The organism is Spirillospora sp. CA-128828, assembly GCF_050945415.1.
Taxonomy (GTDB): Bacteria; Actinomycetota; Actinomycetes; order Streptosporangiales; family Streptosporangiaceae; genus Spirillospora.
On sequence record NZ_CP191986.1, the window covers coordinates 7293043 to 7317538 of the forward strand.

21 protein-coding genes are annotated in these 24496 nt (G+C 71.0%); 5 read left to right on the top strand and 16 right to left on the bottom strand.

Annotation, left to right across the window (positions count from 1 at the left end; translation table 11 throughout):
* Position 1: 1 nt before the first annotated feature.
* The 4 genes from ACQPXG_RS35055 to ACQPXG_RS35070 are packed head-to-tail and all read right to left on the bottom strand — an operon-like array spanning position 2 to position 3289.
* Positions 2-739 (bottom strand): response regulator, encoded by a 738-nt coding sequence (locus ACQPXG_RS35055; RefSeq protein ID WP_433463430.1) that lies wholly within the window; start codon positions 737-739, stop codon positions 2-4.
* Complete coding sequence (locus ACQPXG_RS35060) at positions 736-1857, bottom strand: sensor histidine kinase (RefSeq protein ID WP_433463431.1); 1122 nt, start codon at positions 1855-1857, stop codon at positions 736-738. Before ACQPXG_RS35060 ends, ACQPXG_RS35055 begins: the two co-directional genes overlap by 4 nt.
* Positions 1854-2573: a hypothetical protein gene (locus tag ACQPXG_RS35065; protein ID WP_433463432.1), complete on the bottom strand. Its 720-nt coding sequence runs from the start codon at positions 2571-2573 to the stop codon at positions 1854-1856. The genes ACQPXG_RS35060 and ACQPXG_RS35065 overlap by 4 nt, the downstream gene beginning before the upstream one ends.
* The gene (locus ACQPXG_RS35070; protein WP_433463433.1) at positions 2570-3289 is read right to left on the bottom strand and encodes an ABC transporter ATP-binding protein; all 720 of its coding nucleotides are present in this window, start codon (positions 3287-3289) and stop codon (positions 2570-2572) included. The genes ACQPXG_RS35065 and ACQPXG_RS35070 overlap by 4 nt, the downstream gene beginning before the upstream one ends.
* A 331-nt stretch (positions 3290-3620) precedes the next feature.
* On the opposite strand from ACQPXG_RS35070, the gene ACQPXG_RS35075 reads away from it, so the two are divergent.
* Positions 3621-5180, top strand: coding sequence for a cellulose binding domain-containing protein (locus ACQPXG_RS35075; protein ID WP_433463434.1), 1560 nt, complete (start codon positions 3621-3623; stop codon positions 5178-5180).
* 67 nt (positions 5181-5247) lie between these two features.
* On the opposite strand, the gene ACQPXG_RS35080 is transcribed toward ACQPXG_RS35075, so the two are convergent.
* Positions 5248-5898, bottom strand: a complete 651-nt coding sequence (locus ACQPXG_RS35080) for a nitroreductase family protein (RefSeq protein WP_433463435.1) — start codon at positions 5896-5898, stop codon at positions 5248-5250.
* Positions 5899-5949: 51 nt separating this feature from the next.
* On the opposite strand from ACQPXG_RS35080, the gene ACQPXG_RS35085 reads away from it, so the two are divergent.
* Together ACQPXG_RS35085 and ACQPXG_RS35090 are read left to right on the top strand one after the other, a co-directional pair.
* Complete coding sequence (locus ACQPXG_RS35085; protein WP_433463436.1) at positions 5950-7221, top strand: acyltransferase family protein; 1272 nt, start codon at positions 5950-5952, stop codon at positions 7219-7221.
* A 54-nt stretch (positions 7222-7275) separates the two neighbouring features.
* Positions 7276-9453 (top strand): hypothetical protein, encoded by a 2178-nt coding sequence (locus tag ACQPXG_RS35090; protein ID WP_433463437.1) that lies wholly within the window; start codon positions 7276-7278, stop codon positions 9451-9453.
* Positions 9454-9604: 151 nt separating this feature from the next.
* On the opposite strand, the gene ACQPXG_RS35095 is transcribed toward ACQPXG_RS35090, so the two are convergent.
* The gene (locus tag ACQPXG_RS35095) at positions 9605-11026 is read right to left on the bottom strand and encodes an MFS transporter (protein WP_433463438.1); all 1422 of its coding nucleotides are present in this window, start codon (positions 11024-11026) and stop codon (positions 9605-9607) included.
* Between the two features lie 306 nt (positions 11027-11332).
* Between ACQPXG_RS35095 and ACQPXG_RS35100 the strand changes: the two genes are divergently transcribed.
* The gene (locus ACQPXG_RS35100; protein ID WP_433463439.1) at positions 11333-11896 is read left to right on the top strand and encodes a snapalysin family zinc-dependent metalloprotease; all 564 of its coding nucleotides are present in this window, start codon (positions 11333-11335) and stop codon (positions 11894-11896) included.
* A gap of 77 nt (positions 11897-11973) precedes the next feature.
* Here ACQPXG_RS35100 and ACQPXG_RS35105 read toward each other — a convergent pair whose 3' ends face one another.
* The 3 genes from ACQPXG_RS35105 to ACQPXG_RS35115 all read right to left on the bottom strand — a co-directional run bounded on the left by ACQPXG_RS35105 (position 11974) and on the right by ACQPXG_RS35115 (position 14449).
* Positions 11974-12942 (bottom strand): suppressor of fused domain protein, encoded by a 969-nt coding sequence (locus tag ACQPXG_RS35105; protein WP_433463440.1) that lies wholly within the window; start codon positions 12940-12942, stop codon positions 11974-11976.
* Between the two features lie 58 nt (positions 12943-13000).
* Positions 13001-13456: a macro domain-containing protein gene (locus ACQPXG_RS35110; RefSeq protein WP_433463441.1), complete on the bottom strand. Its 456-nt coding sequence runs from the start codon at positions 13454-13456 to the stop codon at positions 13001-13003.
* Positions 13457-13537: 81 nt separating this feature from the next.
* Positions 13538-14449, bottom strand: a complete 912-nt coding sequence (locus ACQPXG_RS35115; RefSeq protein ID WP_433463442.1) for an NAD(P)H-binding protein — start codon at positions 14447-14449, stop codon at positions 13538-13540.
* A 74-nt stretch (positions 14450-14523) separates the two neighbouring features.
* Between ACQPXG_RS35115 and ACQPXG_RS35120 the strand changes: the two genes are divergently transcribed.
* Positions 14524-15231, top strand: coding sequence for a TetR/AcrR family transcriptional regulator (locus ACQPXG_RS35120; protein WP_433463443.1), 708 nt, complete (start codon positions 14524-14526; stop codon positions 15229-15231).
* 63 nt (positions 15232-15294) lie between these two features.
* Here ACQPXG_RS35120 and ACQPXG_RS35125 read toward each other — a convergent pair whose 3' ends face one another.
* The 7 genes from ACQPXG_RS35125 to ACQPXG_RS35155 form a co-directional block, all read right to left on the bottom strand.
* On the bottom strand, positions 15295-15537 hold the full coding sequence (locus tag ACQPXG_RS35125) for a hypothetical protein (protein WP_433463444.1): 243 nt from the start codon (positions 15535-15537) through the stop codon (positions 15295-15297).
* A 2-nt stretch (positions 15538-15539) separates the two neighbouring features.
* Positions 15540-16649 (bottom strand): hypothetical protein, encoded by a 1110-nt coding sequence (locus tag ACQPXG_RS35130; RefSeq protein ID WP_433463445.1) that lies wholly within the window; start codon positions 16647-16649, stop codon positions 15540-15542.
* A 76-nt stretch (positions 16650-16725) separates the two neighbouring features.
* Positions 16726-17814 carry an SRPBCC family protein gene (locus ACQPXG_RS35135; RefSeq protein WP_433463446.1) on the bottom strand — a complete coding sequence of 363 codons (1089 nt, stop codon included), beginning with the start codon at positions 17812-17814 and terminating at the stop codon, positions 16726-16728.
* 127 nt (positions 17815-17941) lie between these two features.
* Complete coding sequence (locus tag ACQPXG_RS35140) at positions 17942-19261, bottom strand: HEAT repeat domain-containing protein (RefSeq protein ID WP_433463447.1); 1320 nt, start codon at positions 19259-19261, stop codon at positions 17942-17944.
* Positions 19262-19305: 44 nt separating this feature from the next.
* Positions 19306-20175, bottom strand: a complete 870-nt coding sequence (locus ACQPXG_RS35145; protein WP_433463448.1) for a hypothetical protein — start codon at positions 20173-20175, stop codon at positions 19306-19308.
* 158 nt (positions 20176-20333) lie between these two features.
* Positions 20334-23939, bottom strand: a complete 3606-nt coding sequence (gene metH, locus ACQPXG_RS35150; protein WP_433463449.1) for a methionine synthase — start codon at positions 23937-23939, stop codon at positions 20334-20336.
* 160 nt (positions 23940-24099) lie between these two features.
* Positions 24100-24486 carry a DUF6221 family protein gene (locus ACQPXG_RS35155; RefSeq protein ID WP_433463450.1) on the bottom strand — a complete coding sequence of 129 codons (387 nt, stop codon included), beginning with the start codon at positions 24484-24486 and terminating at the stop codon, positions 24100-24102.
* Positions 24487-24496: the final 10 nt, after the last annotated feature.

Below are 24496 nucleotides of genomic sequence, written 5' to 3' on the forward strand. Positions count from 1 at the left end.
TTCAATGCGGGCCGGGAGGGCGGCCCGGGACGACGATGCCGTGCTCGTAGGCCAGCACGACGGCCTGGACGCGGTCGCGGAGGTGGAGCTTGGCGAACACGCTGCCGACGTGGCTCTTGACGGTGGCCTCGGTGACGACGAGCCGCGCCGCGATCTCCTGGTTCGACAGGCCCTGGGCCACGAGCAGGAGCATCTCGCGCTCGCGCGGGGTCAGCGCGGTCAGCAGGTCCGGTGCCGGCCGGACCGGGTCGGTGCGGTCGGCGTAGTCCTCGATCAGGCGGCGGGTGATCGACGGGGACAGCAGCGCCTCGCCCTGGTGGACGACGTGGATCGCCTCCAGCAGCCGCTCGCGGGGCGCGTCCTTCAGCAGGAATCCCGACGCCCCGGCACGCAGCGCGCCGAACACGTATTCGTCGAGGTCGTAGGTGGTGAGGATCAGCACGCGAGGCAGGCGGTCGCCCGAGCGGAGCTCGTCCGTTGAATGGCGGTGGGCGGGGGCTGGAGGACGGTCGGTCGAGCGGAGCTCGGTGAGGTGGGCGGTGGCCTCGACGCCGTCCATCCGCGGCATCCGGACGTCCATCAGGACGACGTCGGGCCGCAGTTCGGCCGCCCGCACGAGGGCCTCGCGGCCGTCCGCGGCCTCGCCGACGACCTCCAGGTCGGCCTGGGTCTGCAGGAACAGCCGGAAACCGATCCGGATCAGCTCCTGGTCGTCGACGATCAGCACCCGGATCGTCACGCGGGCTCCCCGATCGGCAGCCGTGCCGCGACCCGGAACCCGCCGCCGGGGGCCCGGCCCGTCTCCAGCTCACCGCCGAGCACCGCGACCCGCTCCCGCATCCCCACCAGGCCGTGCCCGCCGGGGCCCGGCTCGCCGGTTCCCGTCCCGTCGTCGTGCACCCGCACCTCCAGGTCCGCTCCGCCGTAGCTCAGCCGTACCGTGACCAGTGTCGCCCCGGCGTGTTTCAGCGCGTTGGTCAACGCCTCCTCGATGATCCGGTAGGCGGACAGCTCCACTCCGCTCGGCAGGTCCAGCGGTTCCCCGGCGATCTCCAGCCGGACGGGCAGTCCCGCCGCGCGGTACCCGGCGACCAGTTCGTCCAGGTCCGCCAGCGACGGCTGCGGTCGCGTCTCCGCGGCGTGCCGCCCGCGCAGCAGGACCAGGATCCGGCGCAGCTCGGCCAGGCTCTGCTCGGCACTGGTCTCCACCCGTTCCAGCGTCCGCGCGGCCACCTGCGGTTCGGTTTCCAGGACGTCGCGGGCGCCGCGGACCCCGATCAGCATCACCGTCACCGAGTGGGCGACGATGTCGTGCAGTTCGCGGGCGATCGAGCCGCGTTCGCGCTGCGCCGCGATCAGGTCGAGTTGTTCCCGTTCGCGTTCGAGGGTGGCGGCTCTTTCTTCTACCGCCTGGACGTAGCGGCGGCGCGTCTGCATGTAGGCGCCCAGCATCCACGCCCCGATCGACACCGGCGGGCTGCAGACGTTGTCGACCTCCAGGAACACGGCCACCGGTGCCAGCACCGCGAGCGAGACGCGCCGGTCGCGTGTCTCGGCGAGCGACCACAGCGCGACGACGGCCGGCGCGCCCCCGGGCGAGTACCCGGCCGCGGTCACCGCGGCCGCCGACGCGACCGTCACCGCGGTCACCGCCACCCCGAACCGGCGGCGGGCCAGGAGTACCACACCGGTGAGGACGGTCACCGCGATCGGCAGAGGCACGGCCTCGGTGCCGTCGTTGAACAGCAGCCCCACTTCCACGATGGTCGCTGCCACGGCGACCGCGATGTCGAACAGCACCGGGCGGTGCGCGGCCTGCAGGCCCCGCACCGCCCGGATCCGCTCCGCGACGTTCACGCCAGGTCACGCCGTCGTTCGACCGCGACCGCGACCAGGGCCACGAGGACCGTCCAGACCGCGAACACCGCGCCGGCCTGCGCGACCGTGAGTGTCGTGTTGTGGGTGCCGCCCGTCATGACGCCCGCCGCGCCGAACGGCGAGAGGTTCGCCTCACGCTCCCACGACCCGCTCACCAGGGGCTGCACCACCAGGTCCAGGATCAGGAGGACCACCGCGCCGACGACCGGGACGCGGATCAGCGCACCGATCGCCGCGCCCAGCACCGTCGCCAGCACGAGGGCCCCGACGTTGCCCGCCACGACCTCGGTCACCTGGCCGGACGTCAGGTCCGGGCCGGGCTGGTCCGCCAGCAGCGGCAGCGCCACGCCGACCGAGACCGCGTTGATCAGCAGCGCCAGCCCGAGCCCGGTCAGCGCGTACGCCGCGATCCGCACCGCCAGGACGGTGCCGCGGCCGCGCCGGGCCACCAGCGCCGTGGGCGCGGCGGTCCGGTGCCGGTACTCGCCCGCCGCGCCGACCAGTCCCCACAGCAGCAGCAGGACCGGTAGCCCCGACAGCGCCTCCTTCTTCTCCGGCACCTCGTCGAGCGTTCCTGACGCGACGGCGACGAGCACCGCGTTCAGGGCGGCGAAGGCCATCCCCCCGGCCGCGAACCCCCACACGGCACGGGTCGTCACCGACTTGAGCAGTTCCCCTCGAAGCAGGCCGATCATCGCTCCAACCCTCCGGTGAGCTCAAGGAACACGTCCTCCAGCGACTCCACCTCACTGATCGGTCCTTCGTGCACCAGCCTGCCACGGTCGATGACGACCACGTCGTCCACCGTCTGCGCCGCCTCCGCGAGCATGTGGCTGGACAGCAGCACCGTGCCGCCCCTCGCCGCCCGGTCCCGCAGCATCGTCCGGAGCCATCGGATCCCCTGCGGGTCCAGCCCGTTGGCCGGCTCGTCCAGCACCAGGATCTCGGGGTCGCCCAGCAGCGCGGCGGCGAGGCCGAGCCGCTGCCGCATCCCCAGCGAGAAGGCGCCGACCCGGCGGCCCGCCGCCCCCGTCAGCTCGGCGATCTCCAGTACCTCCTCGACGCGGCGGCGCGGGAGCCCCGCCGACAGCGCCAGCGTCCGCAGATGCGCGCGGGCCGACCGGGCGGGGTGCGCGCCGCACGGCTCGATGTGGACGCCGATCCGGCGCGCGTCCGGCACCATCGAGGCCGCCGGCGCCCCCAGCACCGATACCGCGCCCGCCGACGGCCGCGCCAGCCCCACGACCGCCTTCAGCGCCGTGGTCTTGCCCGCGCCGTTCGGGCCGAAGAAGCCCGTCACCGCGCCCGGCCTGACCGTGAACGTCAGATCGTCGACCACCGTGCGCCGGCCGTACCGTTTCGTCAGCCCCTCGGCCCTGATCGCCGGGGTGGCCTTCGTCTGTTGTGTCATGGCGCCCAGCTTCGGCCGCCCGCGTCTCCCGGTCATCCGACCACGGTCGAAACCCGTTCTCCGACCGCGGCATGACTTCGCCGACTCTCCAGTGGAATGGGCGGCCCGACCGGTTCCGGTCTGGACGCGGTGCGGGCGAAGCGTTCCCAGGGTCTTGCGTGGCGGCGCCCGGATGGTTACCGTTCAGTCGAGTTTATAGGAAAGTTTCCTATTAGATCAGAGGACCGCACCGTGCCACGCCCGCCTCCCGCCGCGTACTGAGCGCAGCATCACGACCGACTCGGGGTTCGGGGGATTCCCGCTCGTCCACGTCTCCTACCCGGGAGTGACCTTGCGAAGAAGACTTCTGCCCGGCTTCCTGCTCACCGCCCTCTGCTCCCTGCTCCTCGCCCTGCTCGTCCCCGTGCCGGCCGGCGCCGCGTCCGTGACGGCGACCTTCACCAAGTCGTCCGACTGGGGCTCCGGCTACGAGGCCAAGTACACGATCAAGAACGAGACCGCGTCCGCCGTGTCCGGCTGGAAGGTGGAGTTCGACCTGCCGTCCGGCTCCTCGGTCGGCACCTACTGGGACGCGCTGCTCACCAAGTCGGGGCAGCATGCCGCCTTCACCAACCGCGAGTACAACGGCAGCGTCGCCGCGGGCTCCACCGTCTCGTTCGGCTTCATCGTCAGCGGATCGGGGACGCCGCAGAACTGCACGATCAACGGCTCGGCCTGCACCGGCGGAGGCGGCACCCCCGGCGCTCCCTCCGCGCCGGGCGCCCCGGCCGTGACCGCGAAGACGAACAGTTCGCTGACGCTGTCGTGGTCCGCCTCGTCCGGCACGGTCACCGGCTACCGCGTCTACGAGGGTTCCGCCGTCCGGGCCACCGTGACCGGGACGAGCGCCACCGTCGGCGGCCTGGCCACCTGCTCGGACCACACCTACACGGTCAGGGCCTACAACTCGGCCGGCGAGTCCGCGGCGAGCGGCCCGGTGTCGGCCACCACGTCCGGCTGCACGACTCCGCCCGCCGCCACCCGGCGCGCCGCGCCCTACCTGTACATGGGCTGGGGCGACCCGCCGAGCCCGTCCACGGTCATGAACGCGACCGGGATCAAGTGGTTCACGATGGCGTTCATCCTGTCCGGCGGCGGCTGCAGCCCCGCGTGGGACGGGAACCGCCCGCTGCAGGGCGGCGTGGACGCGCAGGCGATATCGCAGATCCGCGCGGCCGGCGGTGACGTGCTGCCGTCCGTCGGCGGCTGGTCGGGCAACAAGCTCGGCCCGAACTGCTCATCCGCCGAGGCGCTCGCCGGCGCCTACCAGAAGGTCATCGACGCGTTCGGCCTCAAGGCCATCGACATCGACATCGAGAACAGCGACGAGTTCGAGAACGCGACCGTCCAGGACCGCATCCTCGGCGCGCTGAAGATCGTCAAGCAGAACAACCCCGGCATCCAGACGATCCTGACGTTCGGCACCTCCACCACCGGCCCGAACTACTGGGGCACCCGGCTCATCGACCAGGCCGCCGCGCTCCAGGCGAACGTCGACGTCTTCACCATCATGCCTTTCGACTTCGGCGGCGGCTCGAACATGTACGGCAGCACCGTCAACGCGTCCGAGGGTCTGAAGAACGCCCTCAAGTCGGCGTTCGGATGGTCGGACGCCACTGCCTACTCGCACATGGGCATCTCCGGCATGAACGGCCTGTCCGACCAGCAGGAACTGACGTCCCCGGCGACGTGGACGCAGATCCGGGACTGGGCCAGGTCCCATGGTCTTGCGCGCCTCGCGTACTGGTCGGCCAACCGCGACCGTCCCTGCGCGGGCGGCGGCGTGACGTCCAACTGCAGCGGCATCGACCAGCAGCAGTGGGAGTTCACCAAGATCACCGCCGGCTTCTGACCCGCCACGGAGAGCCTCGGCCCGCAAAGGGCCGAGGCTCAGGCGCGTCGACCTTTCGGAAACCCCGTCACCAGCGGTCGAGGTGCAGGATCTCCTCCAGCGGGACGCGCGGGGCGGGGCGGAAGGTGTCGCCGGTGTAGTACGCGGTGGGGATGAGCGCGCCCTGGCGGACGTCCTCGGGCAAGCCGAGCAGTTCGGCGATCTCCCGCTCGTAGGTCAGGTGCAGGGACGTCCACGCGGTGCCGAGCCCGCGGGCGCGCGCCGCGAGGGCGTAGTTCCAGACGGCGGGCAGCAGCGAACCCCACAGGCCGGCCTGGTTGCCGGCCGGGAGCCGCCCGCCGGGCACGCGCAGGCACGCGATCACCAGGACGGGCACGTCGCCCATGCGTTCGGCCAGGTGGGCGGCGCTCTCCCCCACGCGGCGCTGCACCTCAGCACGGTCGGGATCGTCCTGGTAGAGCGCGGCCCCGGAACCGCCCGCCTGCGCGTAGGCGGCGAACGAACGCCGGTAGTACTCGCCGATCGCCGCGCGCGTCCCGGGGTCGGTGACGACGATCCACTGCCAGCCCTGCCGGTTGCTCCCGCTCGGCGCCTGGACGGCGATCTCCAGGCATTCGCGGACGAGGTCCATCGGGACTAGGCGGTGCAGGTCGAGGCGTTTGCGCACGGTGCGCGTCGTGGTCAGCAGGTGGTCGGGAGTCAGCGGCGGTGTCGTCATGATCTCCATGGTGCCCGGTGCGGATGGGGATGGAGCGTCTAGTCTGTCGGAATGGTTCCCGTGTCGGGTGTTTCCCCCGTAACGTCCCGGCTTGGGTGGCTTGACGCGCTGCGGGGAGGGGCGGCCCTGGCGGTGGCGCTGCATCACGCGAGCTATGTGTACCTCCCTGGGCTACGCGTGCGGATGGCCGACTGGTTCGATCCCGGACTCTTCGGCGTGCTCGTCTTCTTCCTCGTCAGCGGATACGTCGTTCCCGCGTCCCTGGAGCGGCGCGGAAGCGTCCGCGGATTCTGGATCGGCCGGTTCTTCCGCATCTATCCGCTGCTGGCGGTGACGTGCTTCCTCGCCGTCCTGCCGTTCCTGCTGGGTGTGCTCGGGCTGCGGGCGGGGTTGGAGCGGTACTCCCCCGCCACGGCCCTCCTGGCCCACGTGACGATGCTGCAGGACGTCCTGAACGTCCCGAACGCGATGAACGTGCTGTGGACGCTGTCCTACGAGATGGCCTTCTACCTGCTGATCGTCGCGCTGTTCGTCGTCGGCGGGCATCGCCGGTCGGCACCCGCCGCCGTCGTCCTCACGGTGGTGGCGCTGGTGGCCGTCATGCTGACGGCCGGTGGGCTGCTGACGGGCGCGCACGCGCCGGCGGCCCTGCTGTCGCGCACCGTGGGGACGGGCCCGGTGGTCGCGGTGACGGCCGCCGCGCTGCTGGTGGCGATCGGGGCGGGGGTGTCCCGGCGGCCCGCGCCGCGGGTCGCGGGCGGGCTCCTCGGCGGGCTGGTCGCCGCCGTCCTGGTGACCGTCAACGGCCGGATCAGCGCGTGGGAGGGCCTCGTCATGCTGGCGACCATGTTCACCGGCACCGCGATCCACCGCGCCGAGCACGGTCAGATCACCCGCCGCGCGGCCGCGTTGACGGGAGCCGTGGTCCTGGCGGGCGCGCTCGCGGCCGGTGTGTGGAACGCGGCTCCCTACGGGCGGCACGCCCAGCTGGTCTGGTGCGGCGCGGTGCTGGCGGCGGCGGGGGCCTTCGCGGCGGCGTGGCGGCTGCGGCACCGGCGATTCCCCGGCTGGGCGACCGGTCTCGGCACCATCAGTTTCTCGGTGTACCTGTTCCATCCGCTGCTGCTGATGGTGGCCGCGCAGTTCCTCGGCGTATCCGGCCGCGAGGACGCGGTGGGCTTCGGATTCTTCGTGCTGGTCCTGCTTGCGGTGAGCTGGGCGTCGCAGCGCTGGATCGAAGCGCCCGCGCAGCGTCTGGGACGCCGGCTCACCCGTCCGCCGGTGCGGGACACACGGTTGGAACCGCAGCCGATCGCATCCTGATCAGGCGAATTTAACCGAGTGCATTGATTTATGGTGCTCTGTCACCATGGCGCGGTGAGCACCTGGCTGGAAAAGCAGATCGTCATGCGCACGCTCCGCGTTCCCGTGCCGTCCGGAGACGAACCGTCCGGAGACGAACCGTCCGGGGCCGCGGCGACGGCGGCACGGCGGTTCGACGCGGCGCTCATGTCGGCCGGGTTCAAGCTGTCCGGCGACCTGATGACCGCGCTGTCGGGCCTGCCCGAGGACACCGTCATCAGGATCGCGAAATGGACGCTGCCGGCCGCCCGGGAAATGGCGGGCGGCCATGTCGGGCACAACGCGTACTTCCGGGACTTCCCCCGCAACGTCCCCGACACCCTGGACTTCTGGACGGGCCTTCTCCGGAACACGCTGCGCGACCCGGAGACCGCGCCGGCCGCCACCGAATCGCTGCGGCACGGCGTCCTGAACCTGCTCACCCTGAAGGGCTATGGCCGTTACCAGCACACCTACGAGGAGATGCTCGCCGCGCACGACGAGCTGATCGCCGCCGCCGGCGACCGGGTGACCGTCCTGCATCTCGGAGGCGATGTCGACGAGGAGGGCGAGCGGCTCTATCTGGAGCTGGCCGGCAGCGTCACCCCCCTCAAGGAGGACGAGCTCGCGGCACTCCGCAAGCTGGCCGGACGGTACGAGGCCACCGAAGTTCCCGGGGGCGTCCCCGTGCGGGAGAACCGCGCCGTCGTCAACCGGGCGCGCCTGGCACGCGGCGGCGAACCGATCGTCGACACGGTCACCGACGTGCTGCGCCTGGCGTGCGAGCTGTCGGACGGCGACGTCACCCTCCAGGAGCCGACGCGGTTCGTGTCCATGTCCCGTCCGGTGCGCCGGGCGCTGCTCGCCGCGCTCGACGGCGTGGTGCGCGACGACCCCGGCAAGCTCGGGGACGTCGCGGCCTGGCACGAGCGTTGGAAGCGTCTCGGCGAGAGGCTCCACCCGCACGAGTACCCGAAGTGGACGGGAGCGGCGGACGTGTTCGCGGTCGCGCGCGGCGAGAAGCGCGCACCGTCCTTCGCCGCGCGCATCGAGGCCCGTCTCGCGTCGGGGGACGTCGCCGGCGCCGCGAACGTGGCGAAGAGCGCGCCCGGCATGCTGTTCCGGTCGCTCGACCGGCTGCTTCGGCTCGCGCCGGGCGCCGAGGACGCGGTGCTGGACGCGGCCGGATCGGTGGCCGGCCGGGTGTCCGGGCGGGTGCTGCTGTCGGTGCGCGAGCACCTGCTCAACCGGGCGGGCGCGACCGGCCGGACGCGGCTGTTCGCCAACCGGCTCGGCCGCGGCGTGACGGCGCCCGACACCCGCCCGCCGCTGGACCCGGACGTCGTCGCGCGGCTCTCCGCGTTCCTGGACGAGGAGATCCGCGGCCGGCTCCCGTCCGCCGGGCATCTTGTCGTGGACCCGGACGCGCTCGACGTCGCGCTGCCGCTCAGCGGGAAGGCGGCCGGGAACGGCTTCGGCGTCCTGCCGCGCGGCTCGGTCTCGGCGGTCGACGGCGAACTGCTGCGGTTCTTCGTCTACTGGCGGCAGCGCAGGCTCACCACGGACTTCGACCTTTCCGCGCTCATGCTCGACGAGGACTACCGCAACCCGAAATGGCTCTCCTGGACGAACCTCACGACCGTCGAGGGCGAGCATTCCGGTGACATCACCGACGCGCCCGAGGGGGCCTCGGAATTCATCAACCTGTCGCTGGCGAGGGTCAGGTCGCGGTTCATCGTTCCGCAGGTGCACATCTATTCCGGGGAAGGTTTCGAGGAGGTCGAGGAGTCGTTCTTCGGTTTCATGCTGCGCGACGAGGAGCAGCAGGGACGCCCGTTCGAGGCGCGGACCGTCCGGATGAAGTCGGACCTGCGCGGGCCCGGCCGGGTGGCGCTCCCGATGGTGTTCATACGCGGCGACGACGGCCAGTGGTGCGCCAAGTGGCTCCACCTGCACCTGAAGGGCGGCGCGAACTTCAACCAGGTGGAGAACAACCGGGTGACGACGTCGATGCTGGTGCGCGGAATCGTTGAGCGCCGCCACCTCGACGTCCGCTACCTGACGGACCTCCTCGACGCGGAGAAGACGACCCTCTGGGACGGCTCGGCACCCGATGGGCCGGTCACCTTCATCGGCCTGGAACGTCCCGAAGGACTGCACGAGGACTCGCGGGTCTTCACGCCGGAAAACCTGGGTGACCTGGTCCCGGCCTGACTGCTACCGTCGGTTCCGCGAGGCCATGAAGGGGCTTCCTTCTCATCTTTGAAATGGTCCAGCCCTTTCGCTCTCCTCGCACTTCGCATGACGGGCGCACCCCATCCGGGCGGCGCCCGTTCTGCTGTGACCCGCTGACCTGTGCCGTGCGTCATGCCGCCGCCGCGTCCTCCTGACCCGCTCGCCGGGGCTTCGGCAGGAACGGGACGATGGCCGTGCCGGCGGTGGTGATGATCGCCGCGATCAGGAAGGCCGCCGAGTAGCCGTCCACGAGGTCGGGGCCGGCCTTGGCGGCGGCCGTACCGAGGACGGTGAGGCCGATCGCGCCGCCGATCGTGCGGGAGGTGTTGACGACGCCCGCCACGGCGCCCGCCTCGGAGGCGTCCGCACCGCTGGTCGACGCCTCCACCAGCGGGGTCATCAGCAGGCCGAAGCCGAGCGCCATGGTGGCACCGGGTCCGAGGACGGCGGTCAGGAAGGTGCCGTCGGCGTCCAGCACGACGCTCTGCCAGGCGAACCCGGCCGCGGCCATGAGCCCGCCGATCCCGGCGAGGAGGCGGGCGTCCATGCGGGCCATCAGGGTCGGGGCGAGCCGCGAGCCGATGATGATGCCCGCGGTGTGCGGCAGGAAGGACAGGCCGGTGCGGACCGCGCTGTAGTGCAGGACGTTCTGCATGTAAAGCGACAGGAAGTACCACAGCGCGAAACCCGCCATCGTCCCGACGAGGGTGGCGAGGTTGCCGACCGCCACGCTGCGCAGCCGGAACAGCCGTAGCTGGACGAGCGGCTCCGGGGCGCGCGCCTCGACGGCGACGAACAGGGCGAGCAGGACGAGCCCGGCGGTGAGCGGGATCAGGGAGGTCCAGCCGTGGTCCTCGGTCTGCCCGATGCCGAACGCGAGCAGCCCCACGCCGGCAGTGACGAGGACGGCGCCGGGCACGTCGAGGCGGCGGCGCCCGGCCGTGTCCCGCTCGTCGTGGAGCCAGCGGGCGGCGATCGCGGCGACCACCGCGCCGACCGGGACGTTGATCAGCAGCACCCAGCGCCAGCTGAGGTAGTCCGTCAGTAGTCCGCCGACGAGGCCGCCGGTGGCGCCGCCCGCGGTCCCGACGGCCGTCCACATGGCGATCGCCTTCGTGCGCGCCGGGCCTTCCGGGAAGGTCGCGGTGACCAGCGACAGCGTGACCGGCGCGAGGATCGCGGCGCCGAGGCCCTGCGCGGCGCGGGCGGCGATCAGCATGGCGCCGTCCTGCGCGACCCCCCCGGCGAGGCTGGCGACGGTGAACAGCCCGAGGCCGGCGATGAAGACGCGCTTGCGGCCGAAGAGGTCGGCGGCGCGCCCGCCGAGCAGGAGGAACCCGGCGAACGTCAGCGAGTAGGCGTTGACGACCCACTGCAGGCCGGTGACGCCGAGGCCGAGGCCCTCGCGGATGTGGGGCAGGGCGACGTTGACGACGGAGATGTCCAGGACGACGAGGAACTGGCCGATGGACGCGGCGAGCAGCGCGGCCCAGCCGGATGTCGCCGACGCCGGCCGCGCCGCGGCCTTGGCGGTGAGGTCTGTTGCGGTCATGCGTTCATGCTGTTCGCCGGGAGGGGCCGTCCGCGTCGGCCGCCGGTCCCGTTCCGGCACGTCCGATCGGCCTAGGACTCGTCGCCCCCGCACCGCGAGGGCGGTCGACGCGGCGAGTTCAACGGGTTTGAAAAACGCCTCGATTTTCAGTTGCCCGGAACGCTCATAGAAAGTCCGCAGGTCGTCCCGGCGGGGCGAACAGGAGGGCTTCTGTTCCGGCGCCGCCGGCGGTGTCCGGCATTGGCCGTTTCCGCGTTGCTGATCAATAGTCGGGAGAACCCCCCGCTATCACGAGGAGTCTCTCCCATGGCTTCCAGAAAGCTCCTGAGGGCGTGCGCCGCGCTGCTGCTCGGCCTGGCCTTCCTCACCGGGACGGGCGTGCCCGCCTCGGCGTCCCCGCATCCGCGGCACGCCGCCGTACGCACGATCAGGTACGACGCGAGCCGCGCCGCCGAGTTCCGGTCCGCCGTGGACGAGGGCGCGTGGATCTGGAACGAGCACCTGGGCAACGTCCGGTTCGTGGCGGGAACCCCCGCCGACGTGGTCGTCTACGCCGACGACGGCTGGCCCCGCACCCAGCCCGCCGGGCTCGGCCGCGGCACCGTCTGGATGGGCCGAGAGGCTGTGCAGGAAGGGCACTACACGGTCCGGATCGCGTCCCATGAGCTCGGCCACATCCTCGGCCTGCCGGACCGGCGCACCGGCCTGTGCTCGGACCTGATGTCCGGGGCCAGCGCCGGGACGTCCTGCCGCAACCCCGACCCGAACCCCGCCGAGGTCGCCGAGGTCGAACGCAACTTCCAGAACGGCCGCAGCGCCGTCGCCCCCGGCGTCACCATCACCGAGGCCCCCGTCCTCGCGCGCCACTGAGTGTTCAGAAGGGGCGCCCCCGGCGGGCGCCCCTTCGCGCGGCCTGCCCGCGAAGGCCGTCTCACGGAGCAACCGGGCTAAGGCACGACGTTCACGGTGAGCGGGCCGACCCGGTAGGCGCCGGGCCGCGGCTGGACGGCATCGGCGACGGCCCTGCTCACCGCGTCCGGCAGCGTGATCTCAAGGGCCTGTTCGGTTTCGCTGTGGCCGAACGCCCGCCCGGGAAGCAGCACGACGGGCATGCCGGGGCCGCGCAGGATCAGCGGGTTCCCGTGCGGCACGCGCGCCGGCAGCACCCGGGTGAACTGCGGAACGTGCCGCGCCCCGATCTCCAGCGTGACGCCGTTGGACGTGTCGGCGGCCAGCTGCTGGAAGAACAGGAGGCCGGTACCGGACCCGTCCCGCCGGGAACCTTCGCGGACGGTGCTCGCGACGCCGGGAACGTCCGCCAGCGACATCCGGTCGAGATCGGTGACGAGCGCCGGGAGATGCGGCGCGAGGGCGTCGACGAGCCCCTCGACGTGCCACGACTGCGCCGCGTGAAGCTCATCCGTGGTGATCCCGACGAACTGCAGGAACGCGACCTCCCCGAGGTCCGTCCGCGCCTGCCCGAGCTCGGGGTCGAGGACCAGCGCCCCCGCCCGGATCATCGAGCCCGGACGTTCGGGATCGAGCGGATCCGGAAACTCGATGTAGTGCCCGGCCTTGAAGTCGTTGCCGCTCTTCACCACGTACGACGCCAGGTTCTCCAGCTGGGCCAGCGCCCAGTTCGGCGGGCCCTCCTCCTCCGGATGGCGCGGCACCCGCAACGTGAACTCGTAGCCGCGCTCCTCGAAGGGCGCGGTCAGTGCGTAGCCGACGAGATGCCAGTGCGGTACCGGCTCGTCCCGCGGATAGATCGCGATCGTGTTGGTGACGAACTGCCCCATCGGCATGGGCCCCATCGGCCGATACGGCATCGGCGCATCCCACTCCAGCCGCTTCGCGTCCCCGTACCGCGCCTTGAGCACCCCGTCGATCGCTTTCCACCCGTCCAGATTCAGCATCCCTCTCCCTTCGAGAACCACCCCTACCGACGCGCCCGCGCCTGCCCTGGTTCGGCCTTCACGTCCCCGGTGCCGGCGGCGGGACGTAGAGGCGGACGTCGACCTTCAGCGAGCCGAGCGCCGCGGCGATCATCGGCTGGACGGTGGCCCAGTCGAGGCCGCCGTGGCCGCAGCCGAGGGGCGGGACGGCCACGCTCGCGATGTGCCGCTCGCCCAGGACGCGGGCCAGGGCATCCAGGCCGGTTCGGACGTCCTCGACACGGGAGCGGGCCCGCCAATGGCGCTTGGTGGGGAAGTTGAGGACCCAGCGGTCGCCCTCCACCGGCACGCACAGAATCTCGCCTGGACGCAGACGGCCCTCGGAGCACGCCTCGGCGTATGCGGCGAAGTTGGCGGGAAAGGCGCGCTTGAACTGGAGCGCGAGCCCCTTGCCCATGACGCCGACGGTGTTGACCGGATTGACCAGCGCCTGCGCGTCGTCCCGCAGGAGGTCCCCTGTCCGCTCGACGATCACCCTGTCCTCCCGTCCGGCTCCCGCAAGGGCTGCGAGCGTAGCGACGACCACCGACAAAGACGCCGGTACGGAGGCCGCGGCTCAGCCGGTCGACGCGAGGGTCGCCTTCAGGACGTCCCGCAGCGATGTCGGCGGACGGCCGATCAGACCCGAAAGTGCCGGGTCGACCTGGGCGAACTCGCCTTGCCGGCTCGCGGCGAACATACCCACGAGCATGTCCGCGGCCGGCTCGGGCACGCCGTGACCGGCAAGTGCGGCCCGGTAGTCGGCGTCCGAGACGACCACCCGCCGGATCGTGCGTCCGGTCAACTCGGACGCGAGCGCCGCGACACCGTTCATGTCGATCGCCTCGCTTCCCGTCAGCGCGGGGCTCGGACCGTCGAACGGCTCCTCGGCCAGGATGACGGCGGCGGCCTCGGCCAGGTCGGCGTGGGCCGTCCAGCAGACGGGCCCGTCCTCCGGCACGGCCAGCTCACCCTTCGCAAGGGCGGCGCGAAGCAGCAGCCCCGTCGTGGACGCGTAGAAGCCGTTGCGGAGCACGGTGAAGATCATGCCGGAGTCGCGAAGCGCCGCCTCGGTGGCGGCGTGGTCCGCCATGGGCGGGAACGGCGAGGACGGGTTCACGCCCATATGGCTGGTGTAGAGGATCCGCTTGGCGCCCGCCGTTCCGGCCGCGTCGATCGCCGCCCTGTGCGCGCGGACCGCGGTCTCCCCGATGCCGTCGATGGACACGATCAAGACCTGCGACGCCCCCTCGAAGGCGTGCGCGAGGCCGGCGGTATCGGCGAAATCACCCCTGCGGACGCGGATGCCCCGCTCCGCCAGGCCCCGCGCCTTCTCGGGGTCCCGGACGCTCACTCCGATCCGCGCGGCGGGCAGGCGTTCCGCCAGCCGCTCGACGATCTCCCGCCCGAGCAGCCCGTTGGCTCCGGTCACGACGATCACGACGTCCTCCCGATGGTCCGGTCGCGGCGAGTCACCGTCGACGACCATGAATCACTGATAACGCGTCGACGTTAGCACTGATACAGAACCATCGCTAATAGAATCCTGTTATCGTCACTAACATGGAGGTAGCCGACTCGCCCGGTGGCGACAAACCGCGGGAGCGCATCCTCGCCGCCACGGCCGAACTGCTCGCCGACGGCGGCCGGGAGGCCGTCTCGACCCGGGCGGTGAGCGCCGCCGCCGGCGTGCAGGCCCCGACGATCTACCGGCTCTTCGGCGACAAGCGAGGACTGCTCGACGCCGTCGCGGCCGAGGGCTTCGCCGCCTACCTGAACGACAAGACCGGCGTGGAGCCCACCGCCGACCCGGTCGAGGACCTGCGCACCGGCTGGGACATGCACATCGAGTTCGGCCTGGCCAACCCGGCGCTCTACCTGCTGATGAACGAGCCGCGCCCGGGCGCCGTCCCGCCGGCCGCAGTCGCCGGCATCGAGATCCTCGCCGGGCACATCCGCCGGATCGCCGCCGCGGGCCGGCTGCGCGTCGGCGAGGAACGCGCCGTCCGGCTCGTCCACGCCGCCGGCAGCGGCACCGTCATCACGCTGATCGCGATGCCCGCCGACGAGCGCGACCACGCACTGTCCGTCCTCGCCCGCGAGGCGATCATCGCCGCGATCACCACCGGCACTCCGGCGACCGCGTCCCCCGGCCCGTCGGGCGCCGCCACCGCCCTCCGCGCCGCGCTCCCCCAGACCACGGCCCTGACCGCCGGAGAACAGACCCTCCTACGCGAATGGCTCGACCGCATCACCACCCAACCCCACTGACCCGCACTGACCCCGAACGACATCCCACCAGGGCGCAGCACAGAGTGACTCCGCGTTGAGGGTTCAGCGGTCGTCCATGGGGCGCAGCTTCACGTCGATCGTGTAGTGGACCTGGACGTCGCGGTAGGTGACGTTCTCTTCCACCTTGTCCGGGAGGTTCGTCCGGTCGCTGCCGGACGTCGACTCGTCGGCGGCGTCCCCGGTGAACACCACCGAGCTTTCGGGCGCCTCGTCGAAGCGGAGTTCGTCGGCCTTCACCTTCGCCGTGAAGCGGATCACCGTCGGGCGGAGCTCGTCGCGGTCCATGATCACTCGTCTCCTCGCCGCTGGGAGACCATGCGGAGCAGTGCCCGTCCCAGGTCGCGCACGGACTCCTCGGTCTCGTGGAGAGCAGTCTGGAGGGCCGTGCTCTCCTCGTCGTCGTCGGAGGCGCCCGGGTTCTCGGCGTCCTTTTGCTCCGGCTCTTCGCTGTCCTTCGGCTTCGACTCTTCGCTGTCCTTCGGCTTCGGCTCTTCGGTGTCTTTCTGCTCCGGCTTTTCGGTGTCGCCTCCGTTGCCGGTCGCGGCTCCCGTGGCCTTCTCCGCGGTGTCGGCGACGCCCTTCCCGGTGGCCTCCGCCGCTTGGCCGGCGCCTTCACCGACGCCTTCGACCGCGCCACCAGCGCCTTCACCGACGCCTTCGACCGCGCCACCGGCGCCTTTGCCGACGTCGCGGACGCCCTCACCTGTGCCTTTGCCCACCTCCTCGGCCGCGCGTCCGGTGCCCTTGCCCACGTCCTGGACGGCGCCGCCGGCACCCTCGCCGACGCTCTCGGCCGCGCCGCCCGCACCCTTGCCCACGTCTTTGACGGCGCCGCCGGCACCCTCGCCGACGCTCTCCACCGCACCACCGGCGCCTTCGCCGACGCTCTCGACCGCCTCGCCGGCGCCGTGGCCGACGTCCTCGACGGCGCCCCTCGCGCCCTTGCCGACCTCGCCCACCGCGGTCCCGGTTCCGGCGCCGATGTTGCGGGCCGCCGACTCCACACCGCGTCCGATGTGCTGGAGGATCTCGGGGTTGCGGTCGAGGGTGGTCAGGACGCGGTCGACGATGAGGGCCACGTTGTCGAGGCGGACTTCGAGCTGCGCCTGCGCCTCGACCCCCTTGATCTCCAGCTTGACCCTGCCGAGGAACACATCCGCGCCCACGTTCAGCTTGAGCAGGTCGAGGACTTCGGCGACGAGCGAGACGTGCGCGTCCAGGTTCTCGACCTCAAGGGAGATCTCGTCCACTTTGAGCAACGGGACGTCCAGGAAGACGTCCGGGCCTTCGGAGCGCGACCGCTTGTCCGGCGTCAGCGTCCTGCCGGTCAGGCCCTCCTCCTCGCCGCCGGATTCGTCCCGTTCACGTTCAGGCTCCAGCTTGCCGTCGCCCATCATTCCCCCGATGCTCGGTCTGCCCCACGGCTTCCCGCGTGTACATCCCCCTCCAGGGCCATCCTCACCAGCGACAACGTCAGGCCTTGGCGCTTTCGGCCTTCTCCTCGGACTCCGCCTTCTCCTCGGACTCGGCCTTGCCCTCAGACTCGGCCTTGCCCTCAGACTCGGCCTTGCCCTCAGACTCGGCCTTCTCCTCAGACTCGGCCTTCTCCTCGGACTCGGCCTTCTCCTCGGACTCCGTCTTGTCCTCGGACTTCGCCTTCTTCTCGTCGCCGTCCTCTCGCCCTCGGGCCTCCTCTTCCTCCTTGAGGGCGTCCTCGTGGGTCTTGACCACCTCGCCGTCACGGATCTCGCCGCGCCAGCCTTCGGTCTCCTCCTGGTTGAGGAGGGTGTGCGTCATCATGTGGCGCTTGATGTGCTTGAAGTCCAGGCGCAGGCGGCGCCCCTGCGCACGCCACAGGTTGGCGGTCTTCTCGAAGAAGCCGTCCGGGTGGTACTGGGCCACCAGCAGGATCCGTGTCATGGTCGGTGCGAGCTCGTGGAACGTCACGGCGCCGTCGACGTAGCCCTTCGCGCCCTTGGACGTCCACACGATCCGCTCGTCGGGGATCTGCTCGGTGATCGTGGACTCCCAGTTGCGATGGGACATGAAGATCTGCGCCCGCCAGTTGATCTTCTCGTCCGACTCCTGCTCGACGCTCTCCACCTTCTTGGTGAAGCTCGGGTAGTCGGCGAACTGCGTCCACTGGTCGTAGGCGACCCGGCGCGGCAGTCCGACATCGAACTCCTCCATGATGTTGACCACCTTGGGGCCCCCGCCGTTCCCCTTGCCGCCGCCGTCCCCCTTGCCGTCGCCGGAGCCGGCGCCCACGGCGCTCTTCACCTTCTCCTTCGCACCGGCCGCGCCCGCGCTGAGGCCCGCCTTGAGCGGCGATTCGCCTTCGGCGAGCTTCTTCGCGCCGGCGGCCGCCGCCTTCTTCCCTGCTCCGCCACCGTCCGCGGCGTCGTTCAGCCGCTGGGTCAGTCCCTCGATCCTGCCGCTGGCCTTTTCGAGCGTCCGCAGCATGACCGCCTGGACGAACTCGCGGCCGGCCTCCTTGAGCTCCGCGACCGGGAGGTCCTGGGCCTTGTCGTTGCCGCCGCCTCCGGTGTCCGCCTCCGCCATGATCAGTACTTCGCTCTCTCGCTGACATCGCCTGACTCCGAGGACATAGCCCGAGAATCCGCGACAAAACGGCTAAAACCACAGCCGACCAGCGAAAACAAAAGATCTACCGCCCATGGAAGCGGCCTCAGATGTCGAGGGCTCCCCGAGGATGGCCGTGCTCCCGGCCGCATGATGTCAGCGCAAGGACGCCATGGCCCTGGACGTCCGTTGCCGGGCCCAGGGCGGCCGGGTCGACCGACGCGCGGGCGGCGAAGGTCGTGGCGTGGGCGCTGTCAGGGATGCCGAGGTCCTTCTTGACCTGGAGGTAACGGGCCAGGAAGGCGTCGCTGTCGTTGTAGTCGACGCCGTCGAAGGCGCCGCCGGGGAAGGCGTCGATGTGTGGAAGGACTTGGTCGTCCTCGGCGGAGTGGGAGCCGATCTGGTCGTCCGGGTCCTCGATGTCGTAGTAGCGGACGATCTCACCCTTCTCGGCGACGCACCAGGCCGTCCAGCTGTCGCCGCAGCTCGCGCCGTACCAGTGAGCCGCGCCGAAGCGGCCGCTCAGTTCGCGGCAGTGGCCCTGGACCGCGGCGGGGTCGACTTCCTCGTCATGGGAGTCGAAGGGTTCGCCGAAGATGAGAGTCCAGCCGTCCATCCGCGGGGTCACGTAGACCCGACGGCATGAGCGGTGCTCGCCGCTCCAGGCATGGTGGTCGTGGTTCCATGCGGACGCGCCCAGCCGCATCGTGACGGTTTCGGGGTCGGACAGGTCGAAGGCGTCCAGGACGGCGGGCTGGTCGCCGCTCGGGACGGCGTACCAGGTGCCGCACAGATGCATGGACTCGGGCGTCTCGGTCGCGAGCTTCACGCGGATCAGACGGCGGACGAGGGCCCGGTCACGGTCGTCCAGCGCAGACGGGCCACCGACGGCGGCGAGAGCCTCCAGCGCGGGACGCCGAAGCCGGCCTGCGCCGGAGCGGCGAGCGTCGTGAAGGAGAGGGACCACGTCCGGGCCGATCTCCTGGAGAGCCCAGATGACGCGTCGCCGGACGTCGGCGTCCGGGTCGCCCAGGAGGGCGATCAGGCCGGGCACGTACGGCAGGGCGGCGGTGCCCTTGAGCTGCAGGACATAGGCCGTGTTGTCGCGAACCTCCGGGCTCGGATGGCTCAGACCGGGCACGAACGCGGACAGGTCGTCGATCTCGAGCCCGGAGTGGGCCCAGCCACAGCGGCGCGCCACCTCGGGAGTGGGAGCCGCGGCCATGGCCTCGATCAGCGGATCGAGGGCAGGACGCCCGATACGCCGCAGCACCATGGCACTGGTGGCCCAATCGACCGGCGAGCCCTCGTCACAGAGGACGTCCAGGACAGGACGCACGGCCGGACCGCCGATCGTGACGAGGGCATCGCCCGCGGACTTCTGCTCAGCCCCGGCCAGCCGCGCCACCAGCTTCTCGATCTCCACGGGCAGGATGATCGCACGCCCCACCGACACACGGGCCGCTGAACTCAGTCGAGAAGCTCCTCGGCCGAGTGGACCACGGCCGCGCGCCGGACCCAGCGATCGAGCTGGTCGGTGTCGGTGCAGCTGATGACACGTTCACGGACGTCATTGGGCACGGAGATACCGCGCGCATCCAACACGAGCAGGAGCGCCTTCGCCTCCCCCTTCGCCTCGCCCTCCGCACGGCCCTTCGCAATGTGGCTCTTTGCGAAGTCCGACTGCCACTCGTAGTTCTTGATGTCCACGGTGTCCTCCAGGATCTTGCGGGCGGCGTCAGAGAACCGCGTCATCAGATAATCATGGTACAAAGCGCCGGTGTCGCCGCTGAGGCTGCCGAGCGCGGCGGTCACGCTGGTCAGGACGGCTTCCGCATGCGGTCCGTCGGCATGGGCCGGAGCGCCGAGCACCGCCAGCTCGGGGAGTCTGCGGGCCTGCTCCGGGTCGGTGACGGGCGGGAGCATTCCGGGGTGGACCGTGAGCGGCTTGAGCACCCAGCCGGGGTGCCCCATGTCGATCGGAGCGGCGCAGGCTCGCGCGCCGGCCTGGTCAATGCAGAAGACCAGGAGGATCGCCCCACACCTGCGGCGCTGCCTCAGCAGGGCCAGATAGGCCGGCCAGCTGAAACGCTTGTCCTTGGCGAACCGGGTCTGGGACTCCACGACGATGCCGTGGGTGGGGGTCTCGGGGTCATCGAGCAGGACGGTGGCATCACAGCGCAGTTCGGCCGGGCTCAGCTCCGCGTAGGACTCCGAGGTCAGCGTGATCCGTCCACCCTCGGGCAGATTCAGGCCGAAGACGGTCCGCAGGATCGTTGGGACGAGCTGCGGCCGGTTGCGGACCATCTCCAGAGGCAGCTCGTGTTCTGTCGTGGGCATGGATGGAGACTATTGGTAATCAGTTGGCAACGCTACGCTTTTTCGATTTTTACAATTCAATGTTCGAGTAGAAATCCGACTATTTGTCGACATTCGACATAGAAAAACCCGCCTGACGGTCGCGGCTTGGCGCGGGGTCAGGCGGGTTTTGGGGGACGTCAGGCGGGGTCGTAGGCGAGGTTGGGGGCTAGCCAGCGTTCGACTTCGGTTACGGGCAGGTCGCAGCGGCGGGCGTAGTCCTCGATCTGGTCCTTGCCGACGCGGCCGACGGTGAAGTAGCGCGACGACGGGTGGGCGAAGATGAGGCCGCTGACGCTGGCGGCGGGCGCCATCGCGAACGACTCGGTGAGCTTCATGCCGAGGCGGCCCGCGTCCAGGAGGTCGAACAGGGTCTGCTTGAGGCTGTGGTCGGGGCTCGCCGGGTAGCCGAGCGCGGGGCGGATGCCGCGGAAGCGCTCGGCGTGCAGGTCCTCCAGCGCCGGGTCGGCGTCCGGCTCGAACCAGGCGCGGCGGGCCTCCAGGTGGACGTACTCGGCGAACGCCTCGGCGAGCCGGTCCGCCAGGGCCTTCACCATGATCGACTTGTAGTCGTCGTTCTGCTCCTCGAACTTCGCGGCGAGGTCCTCGGCGCCGAGGATCGTCACGGCGAAGCCGCCGAGGTTGTCGCCGGACGGGGCGATGTAGTCGGCGAGGCAGCGGTTGGGGCGTCCCTCGGGCTTGGACGTCTGCTGCCGCAGCATCGGGAAGCTCCCCGCGCCCGGAAGGACGATGTCGTCGCCGTCGGCGTGGGCGGGCCAGAAGCCGTAGGCGCCGTGGGCCTCGAACGAGCCGTCCGCGACGATCTGGTCGAGCAGCTCGTTGCCCTCGTCGAACAGCTCCCGCGCGACGGGCTGGTCGAGGATCGCCGGGTACTTGCCCTTCAGCTCCCAGGCCAGGAAGAAGAACTGCCAGTCGATCATCTCGCGGATCGCGGCCAGGTCGGGCTGGACGATCCGGACGCCCGTGAAGCCGGGCGCAGGGACGTCGGAGAAGTCGACCTGCTCCCGGTTCGCCCGGGCCTGCTCGATGGTGAGGAGCGGGCGGCGCTGCTTCTTCTCGTGCTGTTCGCGGAGCCGGGCCTGCTCCTCCCGGTTGGCGGTGTCCAGCGCCGAGGCGCGGTCCTCGTCCAGCAGGTCGGAGACGACGCCGACGACCCGGGACGCGTCCAGGACGTGCACGGTCGAGGCGTCGTAGGCGGGCGCGATCTTCACGGCGGTGTGCTGCCGGGACGTGGTGGCGCCGCCGATCAGCAGCGGCAGCCGCATCCCGCGCCGCTCCATCTCGGCGGCGACGGAGACCATCTCGTCCAGCGACGGGGTGATCAGGCCGGACAGCCCGATCGCGTCGGCGTTCTCGGCGACCGCGGTGTCGAGGATCTTCGCGGCGGGCACCATCACGCCGAGGTCGACCACGTCGTAGTTGTTGCAGCCGAGGACGACCCCGACGATGTTCTTGCCGATGTCGTGCACGTCGCCCTTGACCGTCGCGAGGACGATCTTCCCCTGGCCGCGGTCCTCCTCGACGCGGCCGGCGCGCAGCGCCTCCTCCTTCTCCTTCTCCATGAAGGGCTCCAGGTAGGCGACCGACCGCTTCATCGCGCGGGCGCTCTTCACCACCTGGGGGAGGAACATCTTGCCGGAGCCGAACAGGTCGCCGACGACCTTCATGCCGTCCATCAACGGGCCCTCGATGACGTCCAGCGGACGGGCGGCCTGCCGCCGGGCCTCCTCGGTGTCCTCCTCGATGAAGTCGACGATGCCGTGGACGAGGGCGTGCGACAGCCGCTCCGCCACCGGCGCGTTCCGCCAGGACAGGTCGACCTCGCGCTTGGTGCCCTCGCCCTTGACGTTCTCGGCGAACGACACGAGCCGGTCGGTCGCGTCCGGACGCCGGTCGAACAGCACGTCCTCGACGAGTTCGAGCAGGTCGGCGGGGATGTCCTCGTAGACGGCGAGCTGCCCGGCGTTGACGATGCCCATGTCGAGGCCGTTGCGGACGGCGTGGAGCAGGAACGCCGAGTGCATCGCCTCGCGGACGACCTCGTTGCCCCGGAACGAGAAGGACAGGTTGGAGATGCCGCCGCTGGTGCGGGCGCCCGGGCAGCGCTCCTTGATGAGCGGCAGCGCGTCGATGAACGCCTTCGCGTACCCGTTGTGCTCGGCGATGCCGGTCGCGACGGCGAGGACGTTCGGGTCGAACACGATGTCCTCGGCGGGGAACCCGGCCGTCTGCGTGAGCAGGTCGTAGGCGCGCCCGCAGATCTCTACCTTGCGCTCGGTCGTGTCGGCCTGGCCCTTCTCGTCGAAGGCCATGACGACGACGCCGGCACCGAAGTCGCGGATGCGGCGGGCCTGCTCGAGGAACGGCTCCTCGCCCTCCTTGAGCGAGATCGAGTTGACGACGCCCTTGCCCTGGACCGTCTTCAGCCCGGCCTCCAGCACGCTCCACCGCGAGCTGTCGACCATGATCGGGATGCGGGCCACCTCGGGCTCGGTCGCGATCAGGTTCAGGAACGTCGTCATCTCCCGCTCGCTGTCGAGCAGGTCGGCGTCCATGTTCACGTCGAGCAGGTTCGCGCCGCCGCGCACCTGCTCCAGCGCCACGTCCACCGCCGCCTGGTGGTCGCCCGCCTCGATGAGCTTGCGGAACCGCTTGGAGCCGGTGACGTTCGTCCGCTCGCCGATCATGATGAAGCCGGTGTCGGCGCCGATCTCGAACGGCTCCAGGCCGCTGAACCGGCTGGCCTTCGCGGGCCGCGCGACCTCGCGCGGCGCCGTCCCGCGGACGGCCTCGGCGATCTTGGCGATGTGCGCGGGGCCCGTCCCGCAGCAGCCGCCGACGAGGTTGACCATGCCGGACGACGCGAACTCGCCGAGCTTGGCGCCCGTCTCGTCCGGGGTCTCGTCGTAGCCGCCGAACGCGTTCGGCAGGCCGGCGTTCGGGTGGGAGGCGGTGTAGGTGCCGGCGATCCGCGCGAGCTCCTCCACGTGCGGGCGGAGCTGGTCGGCGCCGAGCGAGCAGTTCACGCCGACGACGAGCGGCTCGGCGTGCTCGATCGACCGCCAGAACGCCTCGACGGTCTGGCCGGAGAGCGTCCGGCCGGACAGGTCGACGATCGTCACCGAGATCCACAGCGGCAGTTCGGGCGCCACCTCGCGGGCGGCGGCGATCGCGGCCTTCGCGTTCAGCGTGTCGAAGATCGTCTCGATCAGCAGCAGGTCGACGCCGCCCTCGGCGAGACCGGCGATCTGCTCGGCGTAGGTGTCCTTGACCTGGTCGAACGTGACGGCGCGGTAGGCCGGGTCCTCGACCCGCGGGGACAGCGAGAGCGTGACGTTGAGCGGCCCGACGGAGCCGGCCACGAACCGGCCCTCGTACTCGTCGGCGGCCTGCCTGGCCAGCCGGGCGCCCTGCACGTTCATCTCGCGCACCAGGCCCTCAAGGCCGTAGTCGGCCTGGCCGATGCTCGTCGCGGTGAACGTGTTGGTCGTCGTGATGTCGGCGCCGGCGTCGAGGTACTGCCGGTGGACGTCCAGGATCACGTCCGGCCGGGTCAGGTTCAGCAGGTCGGGGTCGCCGGTGACGTCCTTCGGGTGGTCGTCGCCGATGCGGTCGCCGCGGTAGTCCCCGGGGGTGAGGCCCGCGCCCTGGAGCATCGTGCCCCAGGCGCCGTCGAGCACCGCGATCCGCCGCTCAAGAAGTTCGCGCAGATTCGTCTGAGTCATATTTTTCCGAGCACCTCCCAGGTCATGTGGGAGGCGCCCTTGCGGAAGTCGGTGTGGAGGGGGCCGAGCGTGGCGGGCTCTCGCCCGTTGCAGCGCCTCTCGGCCAACATCGAGGTTACCTTCCCCCGATCCGCCCTGTCAGTCGCGTTCCACGATGCGGTCAGGGCGAGGCAAGGGGACGCCATTCCTCCTGGTAGGCGGGATGGAAAGCGTAGGGAAGGGCGAGGAGGCGGAGGACGGTCTCGCGGACGGCCTGGGCGGCTTCCAGTTCCGGTGTCCGGTGCCCCTGGCCGAGGATCCACGACTGTTTCTCGTACTCGTCGAGGATCTGGCGGCGGGCCGTCACCTCGTCGAGCGCCCGGGACGGGTTGTGGCGGGAGATGTGCTCGGCGTACGCGTCGTTGTCCACCGTCGCGACTTGGGCGGGTTCGTCGGTGTCCGTGCTGACCGTTCCGGAGGGCGTGGCCTTCCAGGGGGTGCCGGAGCAGGCGCGGGCGATCCGCTCGTCCTTGTCCAGCCGGGCTCGGAGGAACTCCACCAGATCCATAAGGGCCATC

What these genes read in the sequence shown, in the direction of transcription:
- ACQPXG_RS35065 (WP_433463432.1), bottom strand. Translation starts at nt 2,573, where the DNA reads ATGATCGGCCTGCTTCGAGGGGAACTGCTCAAGTCGGTGACGACCCGT.
- ACQPXG_RS35070 (WP_433463433.1), bottom strand. Translation starts at nt 3,289, where the DNA reads ATGACACAACAGACGAAGGCCACCCCGGCGATCAGGGCCGAGGGGCTG.
- ACQPXG_RS35080 (WP_433463435.1), bottom strand. Translation starts at nt 5,898, where the DNA reads ATGACGACACCGCCGCTGACTCCCGACCACCTGCTGACCACGACGCGC.
- ACQPXG_RS35085 (WP_433463436.1), top strand. Translation starts at nt 5,950, where the DNA reads ATGGTTCCCGTGTCGGGTGTTTCCCCCGTAACGTCCCGGCTTGGGTGG.
- ACQPXG_RS35095 (WP_433463438.1), bottom strand. Translation starts at nt 11,026, where the DNA reads ATGACCGCAACAGACCTCACCGCCAAGGCCGCGGCGCGGCCGGCGTCG.
- ACQPXG_RS35100 (WP_433463439.1), top strand. Translation starts at nt 11,333, where the DNA reads ATGGCTTCCAGAAAGCTCCTGAGGGCGTGCGCCGCGCTGCTGCTCGGC.
- ACQPXG_RS35105 (WP_433463440.1), bottom strand. Translation starts at nt 12,942, where the DNA reads ATGCTGAATCTGGACGGGTGGAAAGCGATCGACGGGGTGCTCAAGGCG.
- ACQPXG_RS35115 (WP_433463442.1), bottom strand. Translation starts at nt 14,449, where the DNA reads ATGGTCGTCGACGGTGACTCGCCGCGACCGGACCATCGGGAGGACGTC.
- ACQPXG_RS35120 (WP_433463443.1), top strand. Translation starts at nt 14,524, where the DNA reads ATGGAGGTAGCCGACTCGCCCGGTGGCGACAAACCGCGGGAGCGCATC.
- ACQPXG_RS35125 (WP_433463444.1), bottom strand. Translation starts at nt 15,537, where the DNA reads ATGGACCGCGACGAGCTCCGCCCGACGGTGATCCGCTTCACGGCGAAG.
- ACQPXG_RS35130 (WP_433463445.1), bottom strand. Translation starts at nt 16,649, where the DNA reads ATGATGGGCGACGGCAAGCTGGAGCCTGAACGTGAACGGGACGAATCC.
- ACQPXG_RS35135 (WP_433463446.1), bottom strand. Translation starts at nt 17,814, where the DNA reads ATGGCGGAGGCGGACACCGGAGGCGGCGGCAACGACAAGGCCCAGGAC.
- ACQPXG_RS35145 (WP_433463448.1), bottom strand. Translation starts at nt 20,175, where the DNA reads ATGCCCACGACAGAACACGAGCTGCCTCTGGAGATGGTCCGCAACCGG.
- metH (WP_433463449.1), bottom strand. Translation starts at nt 23,939, where the DNA reads ATGACTCAGACGAATCTGCGCGAACTTCTTGAGCGGCGGATCGCGGTG.
- ACQPXG_RS35155 (WP_433463450.1), bottom strand. Translation starts at nt 24,486, where the DNA reads ATGGATCTGGTGGAGTTCCTCCGAGCCCGGCTGGACAAGGACGAGCGG.